Source organism: Brasilonema angustatum (assembly GCF_059505445.1).
Genome location: NZ_JCACKO010000087.1, coordinates 1 through 19,989 on the forward strand (window position 1 = coordinate 1; position 19,989 = coordinate 19,989).

The following is a 19,989-nucleotide window of genomic DNA, read 5'->3' on the forward strand; positions in this document are numbered from 1 at the left end:
CCTGCCATCTCTATTGGTTGTCCACGCTCGCGTTTCAAGCTTGCTTGACAAAAATTCATTTTTTTATTCTTCACATAAGCTGCGTAAATCCTATCTTCTGTCAACTGTATATTCGCAGTTCATTATGTAGCATCAATTTTTAATAATGGCTAAAAGGTAGATATAATATAGCTTTTCAGACCAGATTACATGATTTTACAAACATCTTGGCTCAATGCCTAAACCACATTGCGGAAGTAAACCATGTATTCCACATATGCTGTATCGTTCGGTTCAGCATATGGATTGGTCAAAATAATGTCTGGTTTGTAAGACTGGGTAGAGTTTGCAGCTATTTGGGGTGTAAGGTAAGTACCAACTTTAACTTTGGTCGCTGTACCAGCAGCCTTGCAAACTATCTCATCAATGTAAAGTTCGCCAATCAAGGTTTCGTACAAGTTGTTTGGGTCAATATATTGAGCACCGATACTAACCAAGCGCTCGACTGACAACCAACGCGCCACGCTGGTCTTGTAGAAAAACATGACTTTTTTAGTGGTGTTGAACCACAATTGGTCAGCAACTGGGGAACTAGGGGCAGTTGCACTTACCCAAATTCCCCCTACCACTTGAGACGGGTCAATTAAAGGCATTGTTTATTCTAGACTTCCATAAAAAGCTATCACTTCATGAGAGGTTGTCAACGAGTATTTAGCATTGGTCGCACTCCAAGTGATGTCTTTGTTGTTCATACTGAATGCAGCGCTTGCACCTCCAAAAGCGTTCTCAACTTTGCCATTGACAATCAAAAATACAGTTGTTGCTGATTGTGGCAATTTGGAAAGCGATGAGACAACATTACTTGCGGTGACGTTCAACTTCTCGTTGTACCAGCGGGGAATTGTGCTTCCTGATTGTGCAGCAATATTAATATCACCAACGGGGTAAGCTGTAGCTGCGTCTGATGGGTATCGCCCTAGGTCATACTTGTAGCTAATCAGGTAATCGATTGCTGTTGCTGCGCTGAAGCTGTAAGCTGTTTCTGTACCATTGACGTTTGAATAAAACGTTAGGGTGTACACACCGCTAGCTTCTGTAAGCTTACCGTATACCTCGTTGCCGTTCGCGTCGGTTAAAGGTTTTTTGGTCGAGTTAGCAAACAAGGGAACGACGCCAGGGGCAACCACCCCAATCTGGGTGGCGCTAGCAACTTGGAGGGGAACCGCAACACCTCCCTCACCTGCAGTCGATAAAGCAGTGGTAATTCCTGAAGTTACAGTGATGCTACCGCCCGTCGCGCTCGCGTTATTGACCCGAACAAAAGCGTTTAATAATTTCTCGACTTGATAAGCACTTAATAACATAAATCAGTAGTAAATTTCTAATAGCCAATTAACACGAAAACTTGACCCTAACCAATTCAACACAGAACCGTTTATGTTGTAATCGGTTCCATGTCGTTGTTTTAATCCGTTCAAAAACACTTGAGATGTACCAGGGTCATCAGCAATATCATCAAGTGCAAAACTGCTAGTGCTGTTGCTAGAAATCACAAAAAATTTGTACTTTCCAGCAACGGAGGATTGAACTACAGCAACAGGATTAAAAGCTAAAGGCATTATGTGAACTCTCTTACTAAAGCAGTTCCAGTACCAGCGCTCGACCAAATACCACTAATCATCCCTATGAATTCATAGGGGCATTCATAATAGCTTCCAGGTGTAACCTTTACTGTAAAAGAACTTATTGAAACTGTCGCACCAAGTTCAAGATAAAGTGTTGAGGCTGATTCGTTCCAAATCGTTGCACCAATTCTTAGAGGATTAGCAGCAAGAACTTGTACAGCAGTGGTACTCAAAGGAATTGAAACAGGATTGACTTTATTAGACTTAAGAGCGGCTGAAGATGATGAGGTCAAAGGCATAAAATCACGAGCCTGTAGGGTCTAACAAATTGTCATTAAATGATGTGGGATTAACCGCGACATTGAGAGTTAGTTGATATCTTGGGGCGCTTGGAGTTCCGACTAACTGAGAATCAGCAAAAGTGATTGCGGTTAACGGGGGATTATGTGCAGCACGAGCGGTGTTAATGTCTTGTGTAAGGGAGGTAAGACCTTGTAAAAGTTTCACCATTACTTCCACAATGGAAGAATCCAAAGTAAGCGCTTGTTCTGCAATCACAGAAGCATTGATTTTGACTTGGTTGTTTCCAACGAATTCAACCGCACCTGCTGGAAGCTTAGAAGCTAAATCAGTAAATGTAATCATTTGTGGTCAATCTTGTATTCTATGGTTTCGAGTTTGGCTCTAATTGCTTGAATCAATTCCTCGGTTGTGTCTGTCTCTTGCCCTCTGTACTCCCAAATTCCGAGCGTTAAATCTTTCAGCCAACGAACGGGGGTAAATCTGAGTCTGTAGGAGTCGGTCAATTTTGGGAAAGTGACTAGCTGAATCGTGTTTAAAGGAATCAGTTTCTGCTTGCCGTCAACACTAGTTACTGGAGTCCTGGGCAAATTAGTAAAAATGATTGTGTCATCAATTTTTACGTTATCAATTTGCTGAAGCAACCATCCCGCTTTGTACCAACTGGGATTGGCGCTAATTGAGGTCACACCTATCAAAAAGATATGAGCGTCTGTCAAGTACGGCAGTTCAATCGGGTCAATCGCTGGAGTAGAACGCCGAAACTCGCCGCCCGATTGAGCAACAAACCTTTGATAAAAGGTAAGTTCCCAGTTACCTAGTCTGGTGTAATCAGCGAGTTGCACAAGTTCCAGCAGTCCTCAGAAAGTCCTAAAACATCAATGCCAGCTTGATCCAAGTAATCTAAAAACGTGTCAGGGTCTACCTTTCCGTTTAAAAAATCTTCGGTAAAGTGCGATCGCTCCATCATGAGCGAGAATTCATGGTTGAATTCCGCTTCACTCATGCCTGGAGTCCAGATGAGCGGGGTAGATATATCAGTGTGCTTAAGTTCCACTGCTCGTTAAGATAAAGCGTTCGGGTTCAAACCACACTCGACCATAAGCGCCACCGAGTTTAGAGGTGGTCGCGTTAAAAAGCGTTTTGACTTCGCTGTCTAGTGCTGTTGCTGATTGAATACTGATAGGAGCGCAGAAGGTGTACTGTACATTGCTTTCACGGGTTCCACGTCCATAACGAATGTAAGGGCGCTTACTTCCTTCCGCGCGTACCAGCGTGGGAGTTGCATCAGCAACCATCGCGTGAACCTTAGCAGGTTGAGATCCACGAGGCATGGGTTCTTCCGCGCCAGCGCCTACTAAATGCAGTGCAGTCATCCCAAAAAACGTAACCGACGGCTGAGACGCCTGCAAGCGGTAACGCTTAGCAGTATCACCAGCGGTGATTTGCATAGGTTTATAAGCTACATCAATCTTAGGGGATTTACGAGTGGGTGTCCCCTGTTCTTTCTCTGGACGCTTGTATGCTTCCTTGTTTTTCGCGTATTGTAAAGCGCGTTCTAGTTGCGCTACTGTTCGTCGTTGAGCCATCAATAATACTCCGTTATCACCTGGTTTTTTTATAACACAAGGATTTTGGCTAACTGCGATACCTCGGATATCTTAAGGTAGTCCCTTTGATGTGTTTTATAAAGTTTTTTAAATCAAATGAATAGTATTTTTAAGCCTGCTTGAAGCTGTTACGACTAAGTTAACAGGATTAGGCATTCCCCAGATAAACAATTGAGCGTATCTGAAAGTAACATGAGTTGCTTTCCTCCTTACATATTGCTTTCTCTGCTTTCCATAGACTCTATGAGTTCCGGGTGTGGTTGTGTACGTTCGGTCGTTGTCAATATATTGGATATAGTTTCTGTCGAATGGATGATCCTGTATTTCGAGTACATGCTTAATGATTCTTTCTCCTTCCGACTTGTTGGTAACCAACAGCCTTAGATCATAACCTCTTTCTCTATCAGAGTACGTACATTTAAAGTATCCTTTATTCCAAGTAAAAATTGGATTAGCAAACAAGTTTTTAATTTTGAGCGCTAAGCGTTCCGCGTCAGCGCGTGAGATTGTCTCACTTGTCTGCTTCATCAAGCGGAATGTTATCTCACCTTCAGTTTGACTCTGTTCAAAGTCATGTATTTCGGGGTTGTACTTTTCTAAGAAGTACAACTTGATTTGGGGCTTAAATTTCCTATCGCTCTGGAATTCCTGAACGGGAATACCATACACGGGGCGCTGTACAGCTTGTAGATGAGCACAGGTAACCTCAAATAGCCACATCCTCATCTGAGTCATTCCCACAGTGTCTTCATCTTTAATCAGACACGTATGCTTGAGTCTAGCTTTGGGAGTAGAGATATCATTGTTCTCTTGGTTTTTAAAGTACTGCATTACTACTTTATTGTGCTCAAGCCGTACTAAATCTTGCAGGTTCTCCCATTCGTTGAAATCTTCAGGTAACATCAGTCCTCATCTGCTTCTAGGTCTAAATCAGTAAGAGTCATCACAGGAGTGCTTACTGCTTTACTTGTCGCTTCTTTTGCTTTTAAGGTAGCAGGTTCAGGGGGAGTTGCTGATTGAGTCGCACCAGGTGATTGAGAAAGCGCTTTGGTTAAATCGTCCTTTTGGGTTCCAAGTTGCTTAACAGTATCTTGAATGGATAACGTCTCAGAAGCAACACTATCTATCTGACTAACAAAGTTTTCTGTCTTCTCTAAAGCTGTGAAGAATCTGTTGTGGAAATTTGGCATTGGGTTCATCCATCCGAAAGCTTTCTCTCCTACTTCACCCCACTTGCGTAAAGCGTTCCCAATCCAAGCAACCCATGAGCCAACAACTTCAAGAGCGCTTAAAATACTCCATCCAATTGATTGAATGGAATTTACAATATTGGCTGCTGCTTGGTAGATTCTGTTGTAGCGCTTCCACTCAGCTTTGATTCCTCCCCAAGTGCTTTCTCCTAATGCTGTTTTAGCAGCGTTGTCCAAAGTCTTTCCAATAATCTCATCTATCTGTAGTGGGTTTCCTTGCGGGTCTTTTATACCAATTGCTGCTAGTACATTGCTTACCGCACTAGTCAACGTTTGCCCCAAGTTGTTGCTGAGCATGTAAGCGTTATGAAGCGTTTGCCACCAAATCAAGACGTTGAGCACCCGATCCATGTGCGTCCATTTAGCAAATTCATCAAACTTGGTAGAGAAATTCGTGAGCAATCCGCCCAGACCGCCGGGAACTTGAGCACCTAACTTGGTGTTGATTGTGTTGAGCAGTCCCATTTGTGCAGCGTTGGAACCTGCGCTAAATGCATTTAGCAATCTGTCGGTGTTAGCGTTGCTGTTTGCATTGACTCCATTTGATGCATCACCTAGAGCTTTATTGATGCATCCGCCTGGTTGAGTCGTTCTGCAAACTCCTGTTTGTGCAGCTTGTGCAGTTTGCTCAAAAGTCAACGGGTCGGGTTTTGCAATAATCAGCGGGGGAATTGCACTAATCTTGCTGTAAATCTCACCAAGTAAGCTTTTCGACTCGTTGTCCACTGGCGCGTCCTTTCCGTCTTTGCCGTCTTTACCGTTCTTGCCGTCTATACCGTCTTTACCGGGCTTGCCATCGATGCCATTTCTGCCAGGTAAACCCGTAATACCTGGTAAACCTTGGAGTCCTTGAGTTCCTGGTATTCCTTGAATACCTGGGGTTCCATTGATTCCGTCTCTCCCGTTAATTCCATTTGTACCAGGGCGACCATCCGCGCCATTCTTGCCAGGAATTCCATCTCTGCCTGGGATAAACGCACGGGTGAGGGCTTGAGTTGCTTTGTCATCTGTCGTCTGTATTCGGGAGCCGAAACCCAATAGTATGTTTTGAACTTTTGATACTTCCGTCCGGTTTTGCCTAGTTTCATAAAGCGCTTCATTCCCTACGCTGTAAGCTTTATCGATATCTATCAATAGTTTTGCTCTACCCGCTCGCGTCTCATAAAGTGCGTCGTTAGCGACTTTGTAAGTTGAGTTGATTTTGTCCTCTAATCGAGATCTACCCGCTCGCGTCTCATAAAGCGCTTCATTCGCGAGTTTGCGCACATCATAGATTTGTCCTTCTAATTTCTTGCGTCCTTCCCTGGTTTCGTAGAGCGATTCATTAGCGAGTTTGTACGTCTCACCCAGTTTCACCTCTAGCTTTTTCCTACCTTCTCGCGTCTCAAAAAGCGCTTCATTACCAAGCTTTACCCCTCTATCAGCAGTGTTTTTGGCGCTTACTGCTTTAGCTTCTGCGCTTTTGGCATCTCTTAGCGCTCGTTCTGCTGTCTTATCCGCTTCCGTCGCCGTCGCTTGTGCTTTGTTAGCAGCGTTCTTGATTGGTAGAAGTAAACCAAGAGTTTTGCTCAAGTCCTTCTCTACAAAGTCCAAGCGCTTGTCAACGCTGTCAATTCTATTACCCAAAACCAAAAGCGTTGCAACGCTTGCAGCAAGTGCAGCTAAAGTTGCTGCAATTGCTGCAAGCCGTCCAAGCGCCTGCAGTGCGCTACCTCTTGCAGCATTCGCTGCTGTGGTGGCGTTAGCTGCTGCATTGCTTGCTTGATAGGAGCGCTCAAGTGATGCACGAGCATTATTTAAGGCAGTCTGGGACGCATTCTCAACCGCGCCCAATCGAAACTTGAACGGGTTAATGTTAGTAATCACTATCGGGTTAATGAACCCTGGAAGTTGTGGAATTAACGACGCTTCTACACGTTTTGCCACCTGACCTTCATCAATATTGAGGTTTTGAATTTGAGCACGTAGCGCGGCTAATTCCGCGCGTAGCTCACTACAACAATCAGCCATTTATTTCTAATTTGGGAGTGAGAAACGGATTGCTCTTACTTGTGAGGCAAGAGAACTGCAAGATATACAAGTAAATCCAGGGTAATTGTTAGGGTCTTCACAACGAACAGAATCATTACCACAGTCACCACAATCAACATAATAAATCGGTTGTTCGTCTCCATAATCTTTGAACACGTTGCCCTTGGAATCAGTAACAGTTAATTCCCACTTCAGGTTTATTGGTAATCCATCAGCACGCGCAAAAGATATATTGATTGGCTTTTCGGGAAAAGGACAATCGCTCAAGGGTCTACACGCTCTTATACCCGTACCTAGCAAATTAAAATAACCTCTTTGACGCTCACCTTTACTATTATTGAAGTAGATAGCAAAACCGTAATCTTGAAACCTACAATATTGACTAAAACCTGTTTCCTCATACCACTCAAGAATGGGATAATCAAACGGGGGATAAATAAAACGCTCTTTATTTCCTATGATTGTGCTATTAATATCATCCGGTGTATCTCTGTATTCTGCAATAAAATCTATTTGCCCTGTACCGAAGTTTCTTTCCTCAACGTCATAATTGCACCTATACGCCGTCATCTCATAAGGCATACCTTGACATGTTTGTACAGCAACTGTTACAGGTGTCTGCGTTGTTGTATATATTTTAGTTTCACCGTTACCAAACTTATAAGTTACTGTTGCTTTGTCAGGATAGATGCAATTGGTCATAAGTACTTAACAATGTTGCTATCATTCGCGTTTCTTATCTCTACTCGCTCGTATTTGTATTGTGCTGGTATCAAGATATTTACCTCTAATATTATAACTTTCATTCTACCTTGCTGAGTGGGTTTATATACAGTCTTCCACACGGAAATATTAATCATTGAGGTAGAAGAATTACCGCTTACCTGCATCGCTTTATAAAGCAGTGCTGTTAATATTGCTTCGGCAGAATTATTAGCGCTTGGTTGTAAGTCTGGCAAGTCAGCTTTATTGATAGTGAATTTGGTAGAATCTTGAGTAAAGTTTTGACCGAACAAGTAAACAGTTCTAGGTTTCCAATTAAGAAAACCACTCGGTGCTTTTATCGCTGGACTAGCTGGAAGTAACCGAATGGTTGTTTTTAAGGACTTAGAAAGAGTATAGGGTAGTTCAGCTTGGAGAATAGCCATAATATTTTTAGTTGATTCTAATTCCTAATCCTCCATTAGAATTGGTGAGAATTAAGTACTGTTCGCTAGTTCCATTAACTTGAAGTATGTCAAATACGCTCGCGCCATAGGCAGCACACACCACAATATCATCAGATGTCTTACCACTAACTCCTGTGTTTGATTGAGTCAAAAATGCAAGCCCCTGGACGATATCGCGCCGATTAGTTTGGCTATTGGCTCCTGCTATTCTTTGATTACCAACTAGCAATAAGTCGTGCAAAGAGCTATTGTAAGGAGTCAGTGAGGACGTTCTCAGGTACTGCATTGAGTAATCGCCAAAGATGAACCCATAGGGGTAAATTGCCATGTCCCACCATGTAGGCTTATTGGCTGGTGACATGTACCCTAATGGTACAAACACACTGCCAGCTTTTAGAATGACCAATTTAAACTCCGTTCCACCGTTCAATGAGATAACAGTTATGGGGTCTGTATCGTAGAAGCTAGCAAAAGTATTCTCAGTACTCCCGTTTGTACCAACATGGGTTGTAGCATTCCAATTTGAGAATATCTGATGACCAATACCGCGAGAAGTTGTCAGACGGATTTTAGTGTAGAAACTACCGTAGGTCTTGGTTCCATCCAAAGTAATCTTGTAAACAACACTTTTGTTGTTACCGTTCTCTGTGAATTCGTCAAAAGGAGATGAAAAACCAGCTAGAGCGTAACCCGCTTTGATTCCATCATAAAGACTTTGCTGTGTGATACTCGGTTGAATTAATGCTTCAGTTTTTGTCGCGCTCATGCTTAGTAGTCGTCTGGATCGATTGTTGCAGAGGTATCGACTTTCTGAAGATTCACAGAATAAGTTCGCTGCCTATAAGTCGCACTATTGCGAGTCACCAATGAATCGAAGCTTTGAGCAATGGTAATTTGGGTTTCTGGGTTGGTTGTTTGATTGGTTTCGTTGAGCGTGTTTGCAGCATACAAAAGCAGTGCTACAAGCAAACTTTCACCCGTGTTACCAGCACTAGCTAGTAAACCCGTGCTAACTAAATCAGCCTTGGTGATTGTGATAGTCGTTGCGGTTTGTGTTGCACTCGCTCCGAATACTTGTTGTAAAGTTGGTTTCGTCATTAATTATTAATTGGTTCAGCTTTATTATTTATAACTGAATATGTCCGATAGCGGCTGTAATTTCTTCTGGTGATACTTCTAAATATCGCTGAAGTGTTCCCAAGTCGCTGTGTCCTGATATCTGTTGAATCGTCCTGAGTGGAATATTTGATTTACTCATTTGAGTCAATGCAGTGCGACGGAAACTATGGGTACTCGCACCTTGTATTTTGGCGTCTGCACAAGCATCTCTAAATATTTTGTCAGCAGTGACGCGGTTGAGGTGTTTCTTTTTCGCGCCATTATTACCGGGGGGAAATAACGCTCCATCCTTGAGCACTTGATACTCATCAAAAAACGGCAGTAATTGAGGATGGATCGCCATTTCCCTTGTTTTCAGTTTACCTTTAGTGCTTGATTTACGAAACACTATCGTATTGCCTTTAATATCTGAGGTTTGAAGTTGGAGTGCTTCAGAAACTCTACACCCTGTGAATAAGCAAATTGCAAACAAGCACCTATCGCGGGGTGTCTTCAATGCTTGAAAAAACTGAATCATTTCGCCATGAGTTAAAACTTTAGCTTGTCCGTTTCCTTTGACTTTCATTGTGGTTTTGGTAAATAGTCTTAATCCTCATTTTGTTAAATTAAGCGTCAATTGGTAGCAGAATCGTTATTCCCAAACACACACCACACCTCATATACAAATTACTTATCAAAGAGATAACCCGCTTAAGACGGATTTAAGCGGGTTCAGGCTTTAGGATATAACCTATTATTATGTTTAGCGTTCTCAGGTGTAAAACGTAGTTGACTTCGAGAGTAAGTAATGCAGGGTTGTTTGAATGGATCTCAGAGGGTACATTCTGGTCGGTTCATCCATAGTACCCCAATCTGTACCAGTGAAAACATGAATGGAACCGGATGAAAAATTGTAGCGATTGGTAGAACTTAATCTAAGTTTTTGGAAAAAAGAAACGCGAGAATTCGCTCTTGCTTTTGCTCTTGTCGATCTACAAATATTGGTATAAAAGAGTATGTTTTTCAAAAAAGCGGGATATGATGAAAGCGTTATGTGTTTAAGGAATGTCACCAATAATTTAAAATTCCGTGTGGTACTCCTTTTTTTTATTTGATGGACGATTTTAATGGATTTAGAGCTAAAAAAAGATACAGTCAGGGAAGCTGTATCTTTTTTCATAACGAAAGCTATTTAACTAGTGTTTAGAATATAGCGATTTGAGACGCAATAGGGAAAAGTTCAATCGGGATATAACGGATTGCTGGATAAAAATGATTGTATTATTTCATAAATGGGTCACAACTAATTATTTGCTTTTGGATTCCAATTGCTCAACGCTGAACGCTCCATGATAGGGAAATAATTCTCTCTTGCCACCTCTTATCCAAATACCGTCCTTATTAATCATGTCTACGTATCCGACTTTGCCAGCGAACAAACCGGACTTGACAACAACCAACGTGTTTAATGGTAGAGTTTTCATAAATTAGTAGACAGCTAGAGAAGTAAAAAGGAGGTTTGATTTTGATGACAGCAACGCTTAATAGGTAACGAGAGTTTTAAACATCTCTCTATTATGAATTTTGTAGTCATTAACATTACCTTGCTACAAATTTCTTAGATATGGTTTACAGGTTGCCTTAGCTCCTTTTGCTTCAGAAATATTGAGTTCTTTGAAAACAGGATGATCCTGTAATCGCTCACAGCCAGCTTTCAACCAAGACTCAAATCTAATATCCCACAACTGCACAGTGCCATCTAAACCACCACTGACAATTGTCTGTTTATCTGTGCTAATTGCTACAGAATAAACGGGACTCTGATGACCGATTAAGGTAGCGACTTGCTTGCCCTTGCTATCCCACAACCGCACAGTGCCATCTGCTCCACCACTGACAATTGTCTGTTCGTCAGTACTAATTGCTACATATGTAACATCACCCTGATGACCCCTGAAAGTGCCGACTTGCTTGCCCTTGCTATCCCACAATCGCACAGTGCCATCTTCACCACCACTGACAATTGTCTGTTTTTTTGTGCTGATTGCTACAGAAGAGACGTAACCCTGATGACCCCTGAAAGTGCCGACTTGCTTGCCCTTGCTATCCCACAACCGCACAGTGCCATCATATCCACCACTGACAATTCTCTGTTTATCTGTGCTGATTGCTACAGAAAAGACGACATTCTGATGATGGATTAAGGTAGCGACTTGCTTGCCCTTGCTATCCCACAACCGCACAGTGTCATCTCTTCCACCACTGACAATTGTCTGTTTATCTGTGCTGATTACTACAGACTTAACCTCACCCTGATGACCTTTCAATTCAGCGACTTGCTGCTTGCCCTTGCTATCCCACAACCGCATAGTGCCATCTTCTCCACCACTAACAATTGTCTGTTTATCTGTGCTTATTGCTATAGACATGACGCGACCCTGATGACCGATTAAGGTACCGACTTGCTTGCCCTTGCTATCCCACAACTTTACAGTGCCATTTGAACCACCACTGACAAGTGTTTCGCCATCTGTGCTTATTGCTACATACATGAGGTAACCCTGATGACCTTTCAATTCAGCGAGTTGCTTGCTCTTGCTATCCCACAACCGCACAGTGCCATCTCTTCCACCACTGACAATTGTTTCGCCATCTATGCTGATTGCTACAGAAGTAACGTCACCCTGATGACCCCTGAAAGTGCCGACTTGCTTGCCCTTCCTATCCCACAACCGCACAGTGCCATCTCTTCCACCACTGACAATTGTTTTGCCATCTATGCTGATTGCTACAGAAGTAACGTCACCCTGATGACCCCTGAAAGTGCCGACTTGCTTGCCCTTCCTATCCCACAACCGCACAGTGCCATCTCTTCCACCACTGACAATTGTTTTACTATCTGTGCTGATTGCTACAGACCTAACCTCACCCTGATGACCCCTGAAAGTGCCGACTTGCTTACCCTTGCTATCCCACAACCGCACAGTGCCATCTCTTCCACCACTGACAATTGTTTTGCCATCTATGCTGATTGCTACAGAAGTAACGTCACCCTGATGACCCCTGAAAGTGCCGACTTGCTTGCCCTTCCTATCCCACAACCGCACAGTGCCATCTCTTCCACCACTGACAATTGTTTTACTATCTGTGCTGATTGCTACAGACCTAACCTCACCCTGATGACCCCTGAAAGTGCCGACTTGCTTACCCTTGCTATCCCACAACCGCACAGTGCCATCTCTTCCACCACTGACAATTGTTTCGCCATCTATGCTGATTGCTACAGAAGTAACGTCACCCTGATGACCCCTGAAAGTGCCGACTTGCTTGCCCTTCCTATCCCACAACCGCACAGTGCCATCATCACCACCACTGACAATTCTCTGTTTCTTTGTACTGATTGCTACAGACCAGATCAAACCCTGATGACTTCTAAAAATATTTTTTTCTCTACTATTTTGGACTGCACTGAATAAGCTGTCTTGCACCGATGGGGGTAATGATTGATTGGGGAAACTAAACAAAGGTGAGCGGCTTTGTCCTACAACACTAATTGCAGTAACCAAGCTTTCTAAAGGAGCAATCGGTAACAAACTTTTTGCTGATATGGCAGTTTGTTGTATCCGCCCGATTTCTGCGTTTTGCCATTCGTGTAAAGCTACTCCTGCTATTGTTGTTGTTAATACTAATGCTGTACTTAAAATTCCGATTAAGAATTGTCGTTGCCGTTTTCGCTCTTGTTCAGCTTTTCGTGCGGCGTTTTCACAAGTACGAAAAAATTTCACCTGTAACGGCGTCATGTTGTCGCTGGCTCGCTCATAATATTTCTTTAAAAAATTCAAATCTGGAGGACGCCAAAGACTTCCCTCTGGGCGATTATTCTCATTCCAAACCCTTGCTGTCTCATCTAAGCGACGCTGAAAACGAATATCGCTGCGGCTACTATCTAGCCATTTTTTCATCTGTCCCCAGTTAGTAAATAAGGCTTCGTGGGTAACTTCTGCTGTTTGTATTCCATCAATGCTAAAAAGAGTAACTAACCGCACACCGGGGCTAGCGAATCTATTAATCACTTTTCTAACAGACTCAGGCTCATCTTTATAAGAAATCAAGCTATCAATATTAGCACGACGACGGGTATCGCTTGTTCCTTCCCCAAGCTGCACTAATCCTATAAATACTCGCTGGGCAATCTTCTTTTCTTGTTCGTTAAGGCTTTGATAAATGCGTTGAGCTTCATCTGCTAATGCTCCACCAACTCCACCAATTTGTTTGAGCGTCTTGACAGGTTCAACACCAATTTTTAGCCCGTCCCAAATGCGGGTTAATGCAAACTGAAGTAGGGGTAATGCTCCTTCTCGCCCTTCTGTGTCCTTTAGTAACAAACTAACCACAGCTTCATCTAGTGGATGACCTGCATTTGATGCTGGTTTGGTAATTGCTTGCTGCAATTCCTCTGTACTCATGGCAGGTACAATCACACCAAGTTTTGCAATGACCTGATTAAGCGTTGGGTGTCGTTGTGTTTCTCCAAGAAAGTCACTACGCAAAGTTATAATAACTGATACACAACCAGAGCGATCTGACGCTGCATGAATTAAATTTTCAATAAATATTTGGCGCTCATTCGGGTCATCGCAAAGCGAGTAAACTTCTTCAAACTGGTCTATTAATACCATTAACGGCGATATGGCAATCTCTGGTAAGACGTTGGCAATGCGTCTTAAACCATCATAAATAATAGTATTAGTAGTGTTACTGCTAGTTTGTTTTAATTCTTCTGCAAACTCGCGGGTCTTAGTCACAGGAGTTTGGTCATTAGTCGCAACCCTTGCCAACACTGTTGCTAAAGCTTCAATTGGATGGGTACCAGGGACAAGCACCACCACTCGCGCTTGGCTTTTACCTGGTAGAGGACGCCGTGCTAATTCTGGAATTAAACCTGCACGCGCTAGGGAAGATTTACCAGAACCGGATGGTCCCAAAATTGGCAATAAACGTAATGGTGTTTCTGATTGAGTTGTGTTTTCGTGAAGAGTCCGAAACAGATTCCACAGTTTTTCAATTTGTTTTTCTCGCCCAAAATAGCGCTCACTATCAACTTCATAAAATGCAAGTAGCCCTTTGTAAGGATTGCGACCTATTTCTGCTGTGGTAGAAACTTTCTCTTCTTTTAATTGATGCTCAAGTTGGTACTGGTAGATAACAACTCTGTTGCCATCTCCAGAAATAATCGCACTGCTGATAGCATCCTTTTCAATTCTAATGCTGCGATTTTCATCCCTTAACCCGCTATCGCTCATGAATTCTACCTCGCAGGTTTTCTACTCGTGTCGTCCACTTAGTAACGATTTCATACTCATAGTGATTTTTGGCACGTTGTAGCACCGTAGTTATTTCCCGTACTTCCTCATCCAATCGTAACCAAGAGGTATTTGCCGGGTTGGCAGCCAGAATCAGAATTGTCTTGACAGCCGTGTTACTCATGAACGAGCTTAGAGCAGACACTAGAGTTTACACTTTGACAGGAGTTAGAAAATATCATTACAGATAAAATATTAGCTTTGACTAAGCTTATACTTCTTTTTATATGTGAACTTTGAGTTGACTTATGCAGTTGCTTCATTTTAGGGGGTGAGTCAAATTCGCGCTAGCGCGATCGCTCGTTTCACTCACTATTTCACTCGCCTAGAACAAGTCAACAATCCAAAAGGGCATAGCAATAAATTTGGAAAGAGTGTGCAGCAACACCCTTGTTGTAACCTTATTCAACACTTAACCTTAAGGATATATGCTCAATGGGGAGGAACTATTGTTATAGATAAGTCTACTCATGAATAGAACAAAGCTTTCGATTCTTGTAATAGTTTCTTTTCTAGGGGCAGTCTTAATCGCGCTGATACCCAGTATTGCACCTGCTCAGACCAATGTGCACCTGACAATGGGCAATCCAAGCGGTGCAGGGTCTTCAAGTCTCAACAACTATTTGTTGAGCAAAACGCAATACGCAACATCACACAACTGTTCAAAAGGTATACCCAACTGGGTAAGCTGGCAATTGAATAGCTCATGGCTTGGCAGCGCACCTAGACAAAACAATTTTCGTGCCGACACAACACTGCCTTCGGGATGCTATCAGGTTAGCACATCCGACTACAGCGGTAGTGGTTTTGACCGAGGGCATATGTGTCCCTCTGGTGACCGGACAGATACAGTTACTAATAACTCTGCAACTTTCCTAATGACGAATATGATTCCCCAAGCCCCCGACAATAATCAGGGTATATGGGCAAACTTAGAAGATTACAGTAGAGATTTAGTAACCCAAGGCAAAGAACTATACATAATTTCAGGTGGGTATGGTTCTGGTGGTACTGGCTCAAACGGGTCAGCTTCAACAATAGCTAGCGGGAAGGTGACAGTACCAAATCGAACCTGGAAAGTGATTGTAGTTCTTGATAGCCCTGGAAACGCAAGCAGTGTGACGACTTCCACGCGCGTAATCGCAGTTAATATTCCAAACACCCAAGGTGTCAGAGACAGCGATTGGCGCTCCTATAGAGTCAGTGTTGATTCTATCGAAAACGCCACGGGTTATGATTTTCTATCCAATGTTTCTGCTTCTACTCAGTCTGTGATTGAAGCAAGAGTTGATAACCAATAAATAGGACTTTAAATAATTCACCCGTTGAAGCGGTGAACGGGTGAATTTTACTATAGCTTATATTTTTATTTACTAAACACAAGAGACTACAACTAGGTTTCTACAACTTTGGTTTTTACTCCAGCTAAACCAGCCGAAGTTTTTCCAACGATATAGATATCAATCTTTATTCTTCCGATACGAAAAACTTGAATATCAGTCAAATTGCTCTCAAGTGTTTCTAAAAGTTTCTTAAATTTACTAACATCTGCTTTTTGCTGAACGTCATGCCACTCTTGCTCATAAGCAAGGTTTGTAAATAAGTCAGTAAGAGCTATCGTTTCAACTGGTAAATCAGTGGGATGTCCTGTTAGCTCCAAAATCTTTTTAGGAGTTAATTCAGTACCCGACCATACAAAAGACTCAAATGGATACTCTGATTCGCTTGGCATCATTAATTCACTAGATGCGTCTTTGAGTTTTGCAGTAATTTCGGAGGAAGAATCGCTCATTGTATTTATGACTGCTGACAAAAACCAACTACAGTATACGTTAACAAGCAACAAGTAATGACTGGTTTAACCAGTTGTTTTGGAGTTTTTAAATGTTTTTTAAACAAAATTTAACCATTAATTCTGTATTTTAGATGACAAGTTATTTGTTTAAGAACTTCTTAATTTTACTCTTTAGATAATCGAGTGAATAAGTTTCGTTAATTTCTTCTATTTTCATCCATTTGAAGTCTATCACTTCATTTAAAGCCAAATATAGTTTTTCTTTATTTACCACTGAAAATACATATTTAAAATCAAAATGATAGTGCATACCTTGATTCTTTTTTGGATTAGCAGGAATGGCGTGTGAATCGATGTCTAAGGGTGACATATCGTTGTCAATGTGCCACTGGTGTAATCGCAACTTTTCACCTGCTATTCCTGTTTCTTCTTCAGCTTCTCTTTTGGCTGTAACCCAAAGGTATTCATCTTCAATATCGAAATGCCCTCCAGGACACAGCCATTTATTCAAAGTTTTGTGATGTATCATTAAAACTTTATCAGCGTCCACAATGATAGAACTGGCGGTTATATGACCTTCCATATTTGACCGCAGATGAATATAACTGTCGCCGTCAAGTACAGTCTGCACCCTGTCTAAGCGTTGTTTTTCATCTGGATAAAGTTCTAAATATCTGCTCACAATTGTATAAATACTCTGTTTAATAATTGTCTCAGCCATAATTAAAGTCGATTGTCAAACTACTTATATGTGTGTATTCCGCCGATTTTAGTATATTTGCTAATCCAATCAACTTATTACTATAATTGCCGCTTTTATTCGGGGTAGTAAATAAAGTGCATTTTCACTTGCTATAGTGCGTATTCGGCATACGAAATATCTCGCAAGTGTTCAACAACTGGCAGGATAGTGATTTACACGAATTACTTATTATTTAATCACTGTCCGTAAATTAGCTTGTTTTTATCATTATTCCACACAGTTAATTTACTTAATAAGTAAAAAATCTCACTAGTTGACGCATCTGCACGGTAGCTTAGGCACTTACCAGTAAATAAATCTCCAGCCTTATTAAAACGAATAACCGACTACGCCCACGATCAACCACAAAGGCTGGAGATTTATTTTTATGGATCTCCCTGATAGTAGCTTCCTTATGAAAAGAAAGTAATGGACTTGTGCCGTGCATACGAAAGATTTTATAGGGTAGAGTGTACTGTTACAATGCGGTTCTACAATAGTCAAACGACCGCAAAATTTTCGATTTCTATCTCTATTGTGCATAAGTTGATTTCAATTTTATCTATAAAAGTTAAACCTAAGTGTTTCTCATCTAGTACGTTTGGATTGTGAGCGTATAAAATATTACCCTGATTCTATGAACTCTGCCCAACCCGATGATGAAAATAACCGTGATGTCAAAACAATTTTGATTTTGGCAGCCAATCCGGCAGGGACTTCCAGGTTGCAATTGGATAAAGAAATACGGGAAATTGATGAAGGGTTGAAACGAGGGAATAAGCGTGAGCAGTTTAAGTTAGAGAAAATCGGGGCAGTACGTCAGCGTGATTTTTACCGGGCGATTTTAGATTACGAACCCCAGATTGTTCATTTCAGTGGGCATGGTGGTGGAGTTGATGGCATTGTCCTGGAAAATGAAGCAGATGAACCAGCGTTTCTCAACGCAGATGAACTGGCAAGTATGTTTAAGTTATTTGCTAGAGAAATGGTAATTGAATGCGTACTTCTCAATGCTTGTTATAGTGAAGTGCAAGCAAAAGCTATCAGCCAACATGTCAACTATGTGATTGGCATGAACCGAACGATTGGGGATAAAGCAGCGATAGCATTTTCTGTAGCATTTTACGATGCTTTAGCTGCTGGAAAACAAATGGAGTTTGCTTATGAATTAGGTCGCTTGCGTTTGATAAGTTATTCAGAGCAGCAAACTCCGGTTTTATTGAAAAAAGAGCAAATTGGTACTGTACAGCCATTATTTGACGTTATTCCTCCAAATCCATATGTTGGATTAGCTGCATTTACGGAAAATGATGCAGCATTCTTTTTTGGACGCGAAACATTTGTCAATGGTTTGGTTGAAGCCGTTAACCAACAGCCTTTGGTAGGAGTCATTGGTCCTAGTGGTAGTGGAAAATCTTCTGTGGTGTATGCGGGATTGTTTCCTCAACTGCGGACTTCTGGAAACTGGTTGATAGAATCATTTCGTCCTGGGGATAAACCATTTTACCAATTAGCTTCTGTCTTAGTGCGTTTATTGGAACCAGAAACTGGAGAAACTGCACAACTACGAGAAGCTGTGGGATTAGCAGCAGATATGGAAGTTGGGAAAGTCCCTTTATCTACAGTGATATCTCGGCTTAATGAACGTGATAGTAGTAAACGCTTGTTGCTGTTTGCAGATCAGTTTGAGGAACTTTACACTCTCTCCCAGAATAAGGAGGTGATTGAACGTTTCGTTGATGCACTGTTGGCAGCAATTAATCTGGACAACTTCAAACTAGTTTTTACTTTAAGGGCTGATTTTTACAGCTTTGTCCTTGGCTATCGTCCATTTCGTGATGCATTGGAACAGTTTACACCGAAACTCCTTAGTTCAATGAATCGTGAGGAACTGCAAAGAGCAATTGAGCAGCCAGCCGAGAAAATGGTAGTCCAATTAGAAGGACAATTAACACAAAGGATTTTAGATGATGTCGGAAATGAGCCGGGAAATCTGCCACTGTTGGAATTTGCCCTCACCCGACTTTGGGAGAAGCAGCAAAAGCGCAAATTAACTCATCAAGCTTATGATGAGATTGGGGGTGTGAAAAAAGCTTTGGCTAATCATGCCGAGGAAGTTTATAAACGACTCGACGAAACACAGCAGAAGATTGTACCACGAATTTTTGTGCAATTAGTGCGCCCAGGAGAAGGAACAGAAGACACTCGTCGCATCGCCACCCGTGCAGAAGTTGGAGATGAAAACTGGGGATTAGTCAGTTATTTAGCAGGATACCCAGCCCGTTTGGTTGTCACTGGACGCGATGAGAAATCTGGAGAAGATACAGTTGAAGTTGTTCATGAAGCTTTAATCCGCGAATGGCTGACTTTGCGAGAGTGGATGAACGCTAACCGTCAGTTTCGCGTTTGGCAAGAACGATTGAAAGTGGCGGTGCTGGAGTGGAAGAATAGTAACTATGATTCTGGGGCATTGTTGCGGGGTGCGCCGTTGGTTGTGGCAGAAGATTGGCTGCACAAGCGAGATGAGGAAATGACACTCCAGGAGCGAGATTTTATTAGTGCTAGTGTACAGCAGCGTTCTAAAGAGCAGGAGAAACTGGCTAAAGAGCAAGAGGAAAAAGAGCGCAGGCGGCGACGTACTACTCAGGCGTTGATTAGTGGTTTAGTTGCTGCTTTGGTTTTATTAGGACTTATTTTTTTTGAATGGCTGCAAGCAGAAAAACAGCGATTAAATGGAGAGATTTCAGTTCAAAGTTTGACGACAGAAAATCTTTTTACCTCAGGTTTGGAACTAGATGCTTTATTATCTGGGTTGAAAACTGGGAAAAATGTGAAAAAAAATGGTGATGCTGTAGATTCAGATAACAGCACAAAAGCAATTGTTGCTCTGCAACAGGTTGTTTACGGAGTAAAAGAACACAACCGATTGGAAGGGCATAGCAGTGTAGTCACAAGTGTGGTGTTCAGCCCGAATGGCAAGACAATAGCTTCAGGGAGTTCTGACAACACAGTAAGACTATGGAATCT

Annotated in this window: 22 protein-coding genes; 2 read left to right on the forward strand and 20 right to left on the reverse strand. The window is 42.1% G+C overall.

Annotated elements, in window-relative coordinates; genetic code table 11:
• Positions 1–218 precede the first annotated feature (218 nt).
• The 18 genes from AC5JM2_RS15705 to AC5JM2_RS15790 form a co-directional block, all read right to left on the reverse strand.
• Positions 219–632, reverse strand: a complete 414-nt coding sequence (locus AC5JM2_RS15705; RefSeq protein WP_495835803.1) for a hypothetical protein — start codon at positions 630–632, stop codon at positions 219–221.
• Between the two features lie 3 nt (positions 633–635).
• Positions 636–1,343 carry a hypothetical protein gene (locus AC5JM2_RS15710; protein WP_495835804.1) on the reverse strand — a complete coding sequence of 236 codons (708 nt, stop codon included), beginning with the start codon at positions 1,341–1,343 and terminating at the stop codon, positions 636–638.
• Between the two features lie 3 nt (positions 1,344–1,346).
• Positions 1,347–1,598: a hypothetical protein gene (locus tag AC5JM2_RS15715; protein ID WP_495835805.1), complete on the reverse strand. Its 252-nt coding sequence runs from the start codon at positions 1,596–1,598 to the stop codon at positions 1,347–1,349.
• Positions 1,598–1,903 carry a hypothetical protein gene (locus tag AC5JM2_RS15720; RefSeq protein ID WP_495835806.1) on the reverse strand — a complete coding sequence of 102 codons (306 nt, stop codon included), beginning with the start codon at positions 1,901–1,903 and terminating at the stop codon, positions 1,598–1,600. The genes AC5JM2_RS15715 and AC5JM2_RS15720 overlap by 1 nt, the downstream gene beginning before the upstream one ends.
• A 4-nt stretch (positions 1,904–1,907) precedes the next feature.
• Positions 1,908–2,249, reverse strand: a complete 342-nt coding sequence (locus tag AC5JM2_RS15725) for a hypothetical protein (protein WP_495835807.1) — start codon at positions 2,247–2,249, stop codon at positions 1,908–1,910.
• Positions 2,246–2,749 carry a hypothetical protein gene (locus AC5JM2_RS15730; protein ID WP_495835808.1) on the reverse strand — a complete coding sequence of 168 codons (504 nt, stop codon included), beginning with the start codon at positions 2,747–2,749 and terminating at the stop codon, positions 2,246–2,248. Before AC5JM2_RS15730 ends, AC5JM2_RS15725 begins: the two co-directional genes overlap by 4 nt.
• A complete protein-coding gene (locus tag AC5JM2_RS15735; RefSeq protein WP_495835809.1) occupies positions 2,722–2,910 on the reverse strand; it encodes a hypothetical protein in 189 nt (62 codons plus the stop codon). The genes AC5JM2_RS15730 and AC5JM2_RS15735 overlap by 28 nt, the downstream gene beginning before the upstream one ends.
• A gap of 40 nt (positions 2,911–2,950) precedes the next feature.
• Complete coding sequence (locus AC5JM2_RS15740) at positions 2,951–3,493, reverse strand: hypothetical protein (RefSeq protein ID WP_495835810.1); 543 nt, start codon at positions 3,491–3,493, stop codon at positions 2,951–2,953.
• A gap of 108 nt (positions 3,494–3,601) precedes the next feature.
• Entirely contained in the window at positions 3,602–4,417 is an 816-nt protein-coding gene (locus AC5JM2_RS15745) for a hypothetical protein (RefSeq protein WP_495835811.1), read from the reverse strand.
• Entirely contained in the window at positions 4,417–6,774 is a 2,358-nt protein-coding gene (locus AC5JM2_RS15750) for a hypothetical protein (protein WP_495835812.1), read from the reverse strand. The genes AC5JM2_RS15745 and AC5JM2_RS15750 overlap by 1 nt, the downstream gene beginning before the upstream one ends.
• Positions 6,775–6,780: 6 nt before the next feature.
• Positions 6,781–7,497 (reverse strand): hypothetical protein, encoded by a 717-nt coding sequence (locus tag AC5JM2_RS15755; RefSeq protein ID WP_495835813.1) that lies wholly within the window; start codon positions 7,495–7,497, stop codon positions 6,781–6,783.
• On the reverse strand, positions 7,494–7,943 hold the full coding sequence (locus AC5JM2_RS15760; protein WP_495835814.1) for a hypothetical protein: 450 nt from the start codon (positions 7,941–7,943) through the stop codon (positions 7,494–7,496). Before AC5JM2_RS15760 ends, AC5JM2_RS15755 begins: the two co-directional genes overlap by 4 nt.
• Positions 7,944–7,950: 7 nt before the next feature.
• Positions 7,951–8,730: a hypothetical protein gene (locus AC5JM2_RS15765; protein WP_495835815.1), complete on the reverse strand. Its 780-nt coding sequence runs from the start codon at positions 8,728–8,730 to the stop codon at positions 7,951–7,953.
• A 2-nt stretch (positions 8,731–8,732) separates the two neighbouring features.
• Positions 8,733–9,062 (reverse strand): hypothetical protein, encoded by a 330-nt coding sequence (locus AC5JM2_RS15770; RefSeq protein WP_495835816.1) that lies wholly within the window; start codon positions 9,060–9,062, stop codon positions 8,733–8,735.
• 28 nt (positions 9,063–9,090) lie between these two features.
• Entirely contained in the window at positions 9,091–9,648 is a 558-nt protein-coding gene (locus AC5JM2_RS15775) for a tyrosine-type recombinase/integrase (RefSeq protein WP_495835817.1), read from the reverse strand.
• A 721-nt stretch (positions 9,649–10,369) separates the two neighbouring features.
• The gene (locus AC5JM2_RS15780; protein ID WP_495835818.1) at positions 10,370–10,546 is read right to left on the reverse strand and encodes a hypothetical protein; all 177 of its coding nucleotides are present in this window, start codon (positions 10,544–10,546) and stop codon (positions 10,370–10,372) included.
• A 123-nt stretch (positions 10,547–10,669) separates the two neighbouring features.
• A complete protein-coding gene (locus AC5JM2_RS15785) occupies positions 10,670–14,365 on the reverse strand; it encodes an nSTAND1 domain-containing NTPase (RefSeq protein WP_495835819.1) in 3,696 nt (1,231 codons plus the stop codon).
• Complete coding sequence (locus AC5JM2_RS15790; RefSeq protein WP_495835820.1) at positions 14,355–14,549, reverse strand: hypothetical protein; 195 nt, start codon at positions 14,547–14,549, stop codon at positions 14,355–14,357. Before AC5JM2_RS15790 ends, AC5JM2_RS15785 begins: the two co-directional genes overlap by 11 nt.
• A gap of 346 nt (positions 14,550–14,895) precedes the next feature.
• Here AC5JM2_RS15790 and AC5JM2_RS15795 point away from each other — a divergent pair, with 346 nt between their 5' ends.
• Positions 14,896–15,726, forward strand: a complete 831-nt coding sequence (locus AC5JM2_RS15795) for a DNA/RNA non-specific endonuclease (RefSeq protein ID WP_495835821.1) — start codon at positions 14,896–14,898, stop codon at positions 15,724–15,726.
• A 92-nt stretch (positions 15,727–15,818) separates the two neighbouring features.
• Here AC5JM2_RS15795 and AC5JM2_RS15800 read toward each other — a convergent pair whose 3' ends face one another.
• Together AC5JM2_RS15800 and AC5JM2_RS15805 are read right to left on the reverse strand one after the other, a co-directional pair.
• Positions 15,819–16,217 carry a nuclease A inhibitor family protein gene (locus AC5JM2_RS15800; protein WP_495835822.1) on the reverse strand — a complete coding sequence of 133 codons (399 nt, stop codon included), beginning with the start codon at positions 16,215–16,217 and terminating at the stop codon, positions 15,819–15,821.
• A 142-nt stretch (positions 16,218–16,359) separates the two neighbouring features.
• On the reverse strand, positions 16,360–16,941 hold the full coding sequence (locus AC5JM2_RS15805) for an NUDIX hydrolase (RefSeq protein WP_495835823.1): 582 nt from the start codon (positions 16,939–16,941) through the stop codon (positions 16,360–16,362).
• A 658-nt stretch (positions 16,942–17,599) separates the two neighbouring features.
• Between AC5JM2_RS15805 and AC5JM2_RS15810 the strand changes: the two genes are divergently transcribed.
• The coding region (locus AC5JM2_RS15810) for an ATP-binding protein (RefSeq protein ID WP_495835824.1) at positions 17,600–19,989 on the forward strand (2,390 nt) is incomplete at its 3' end.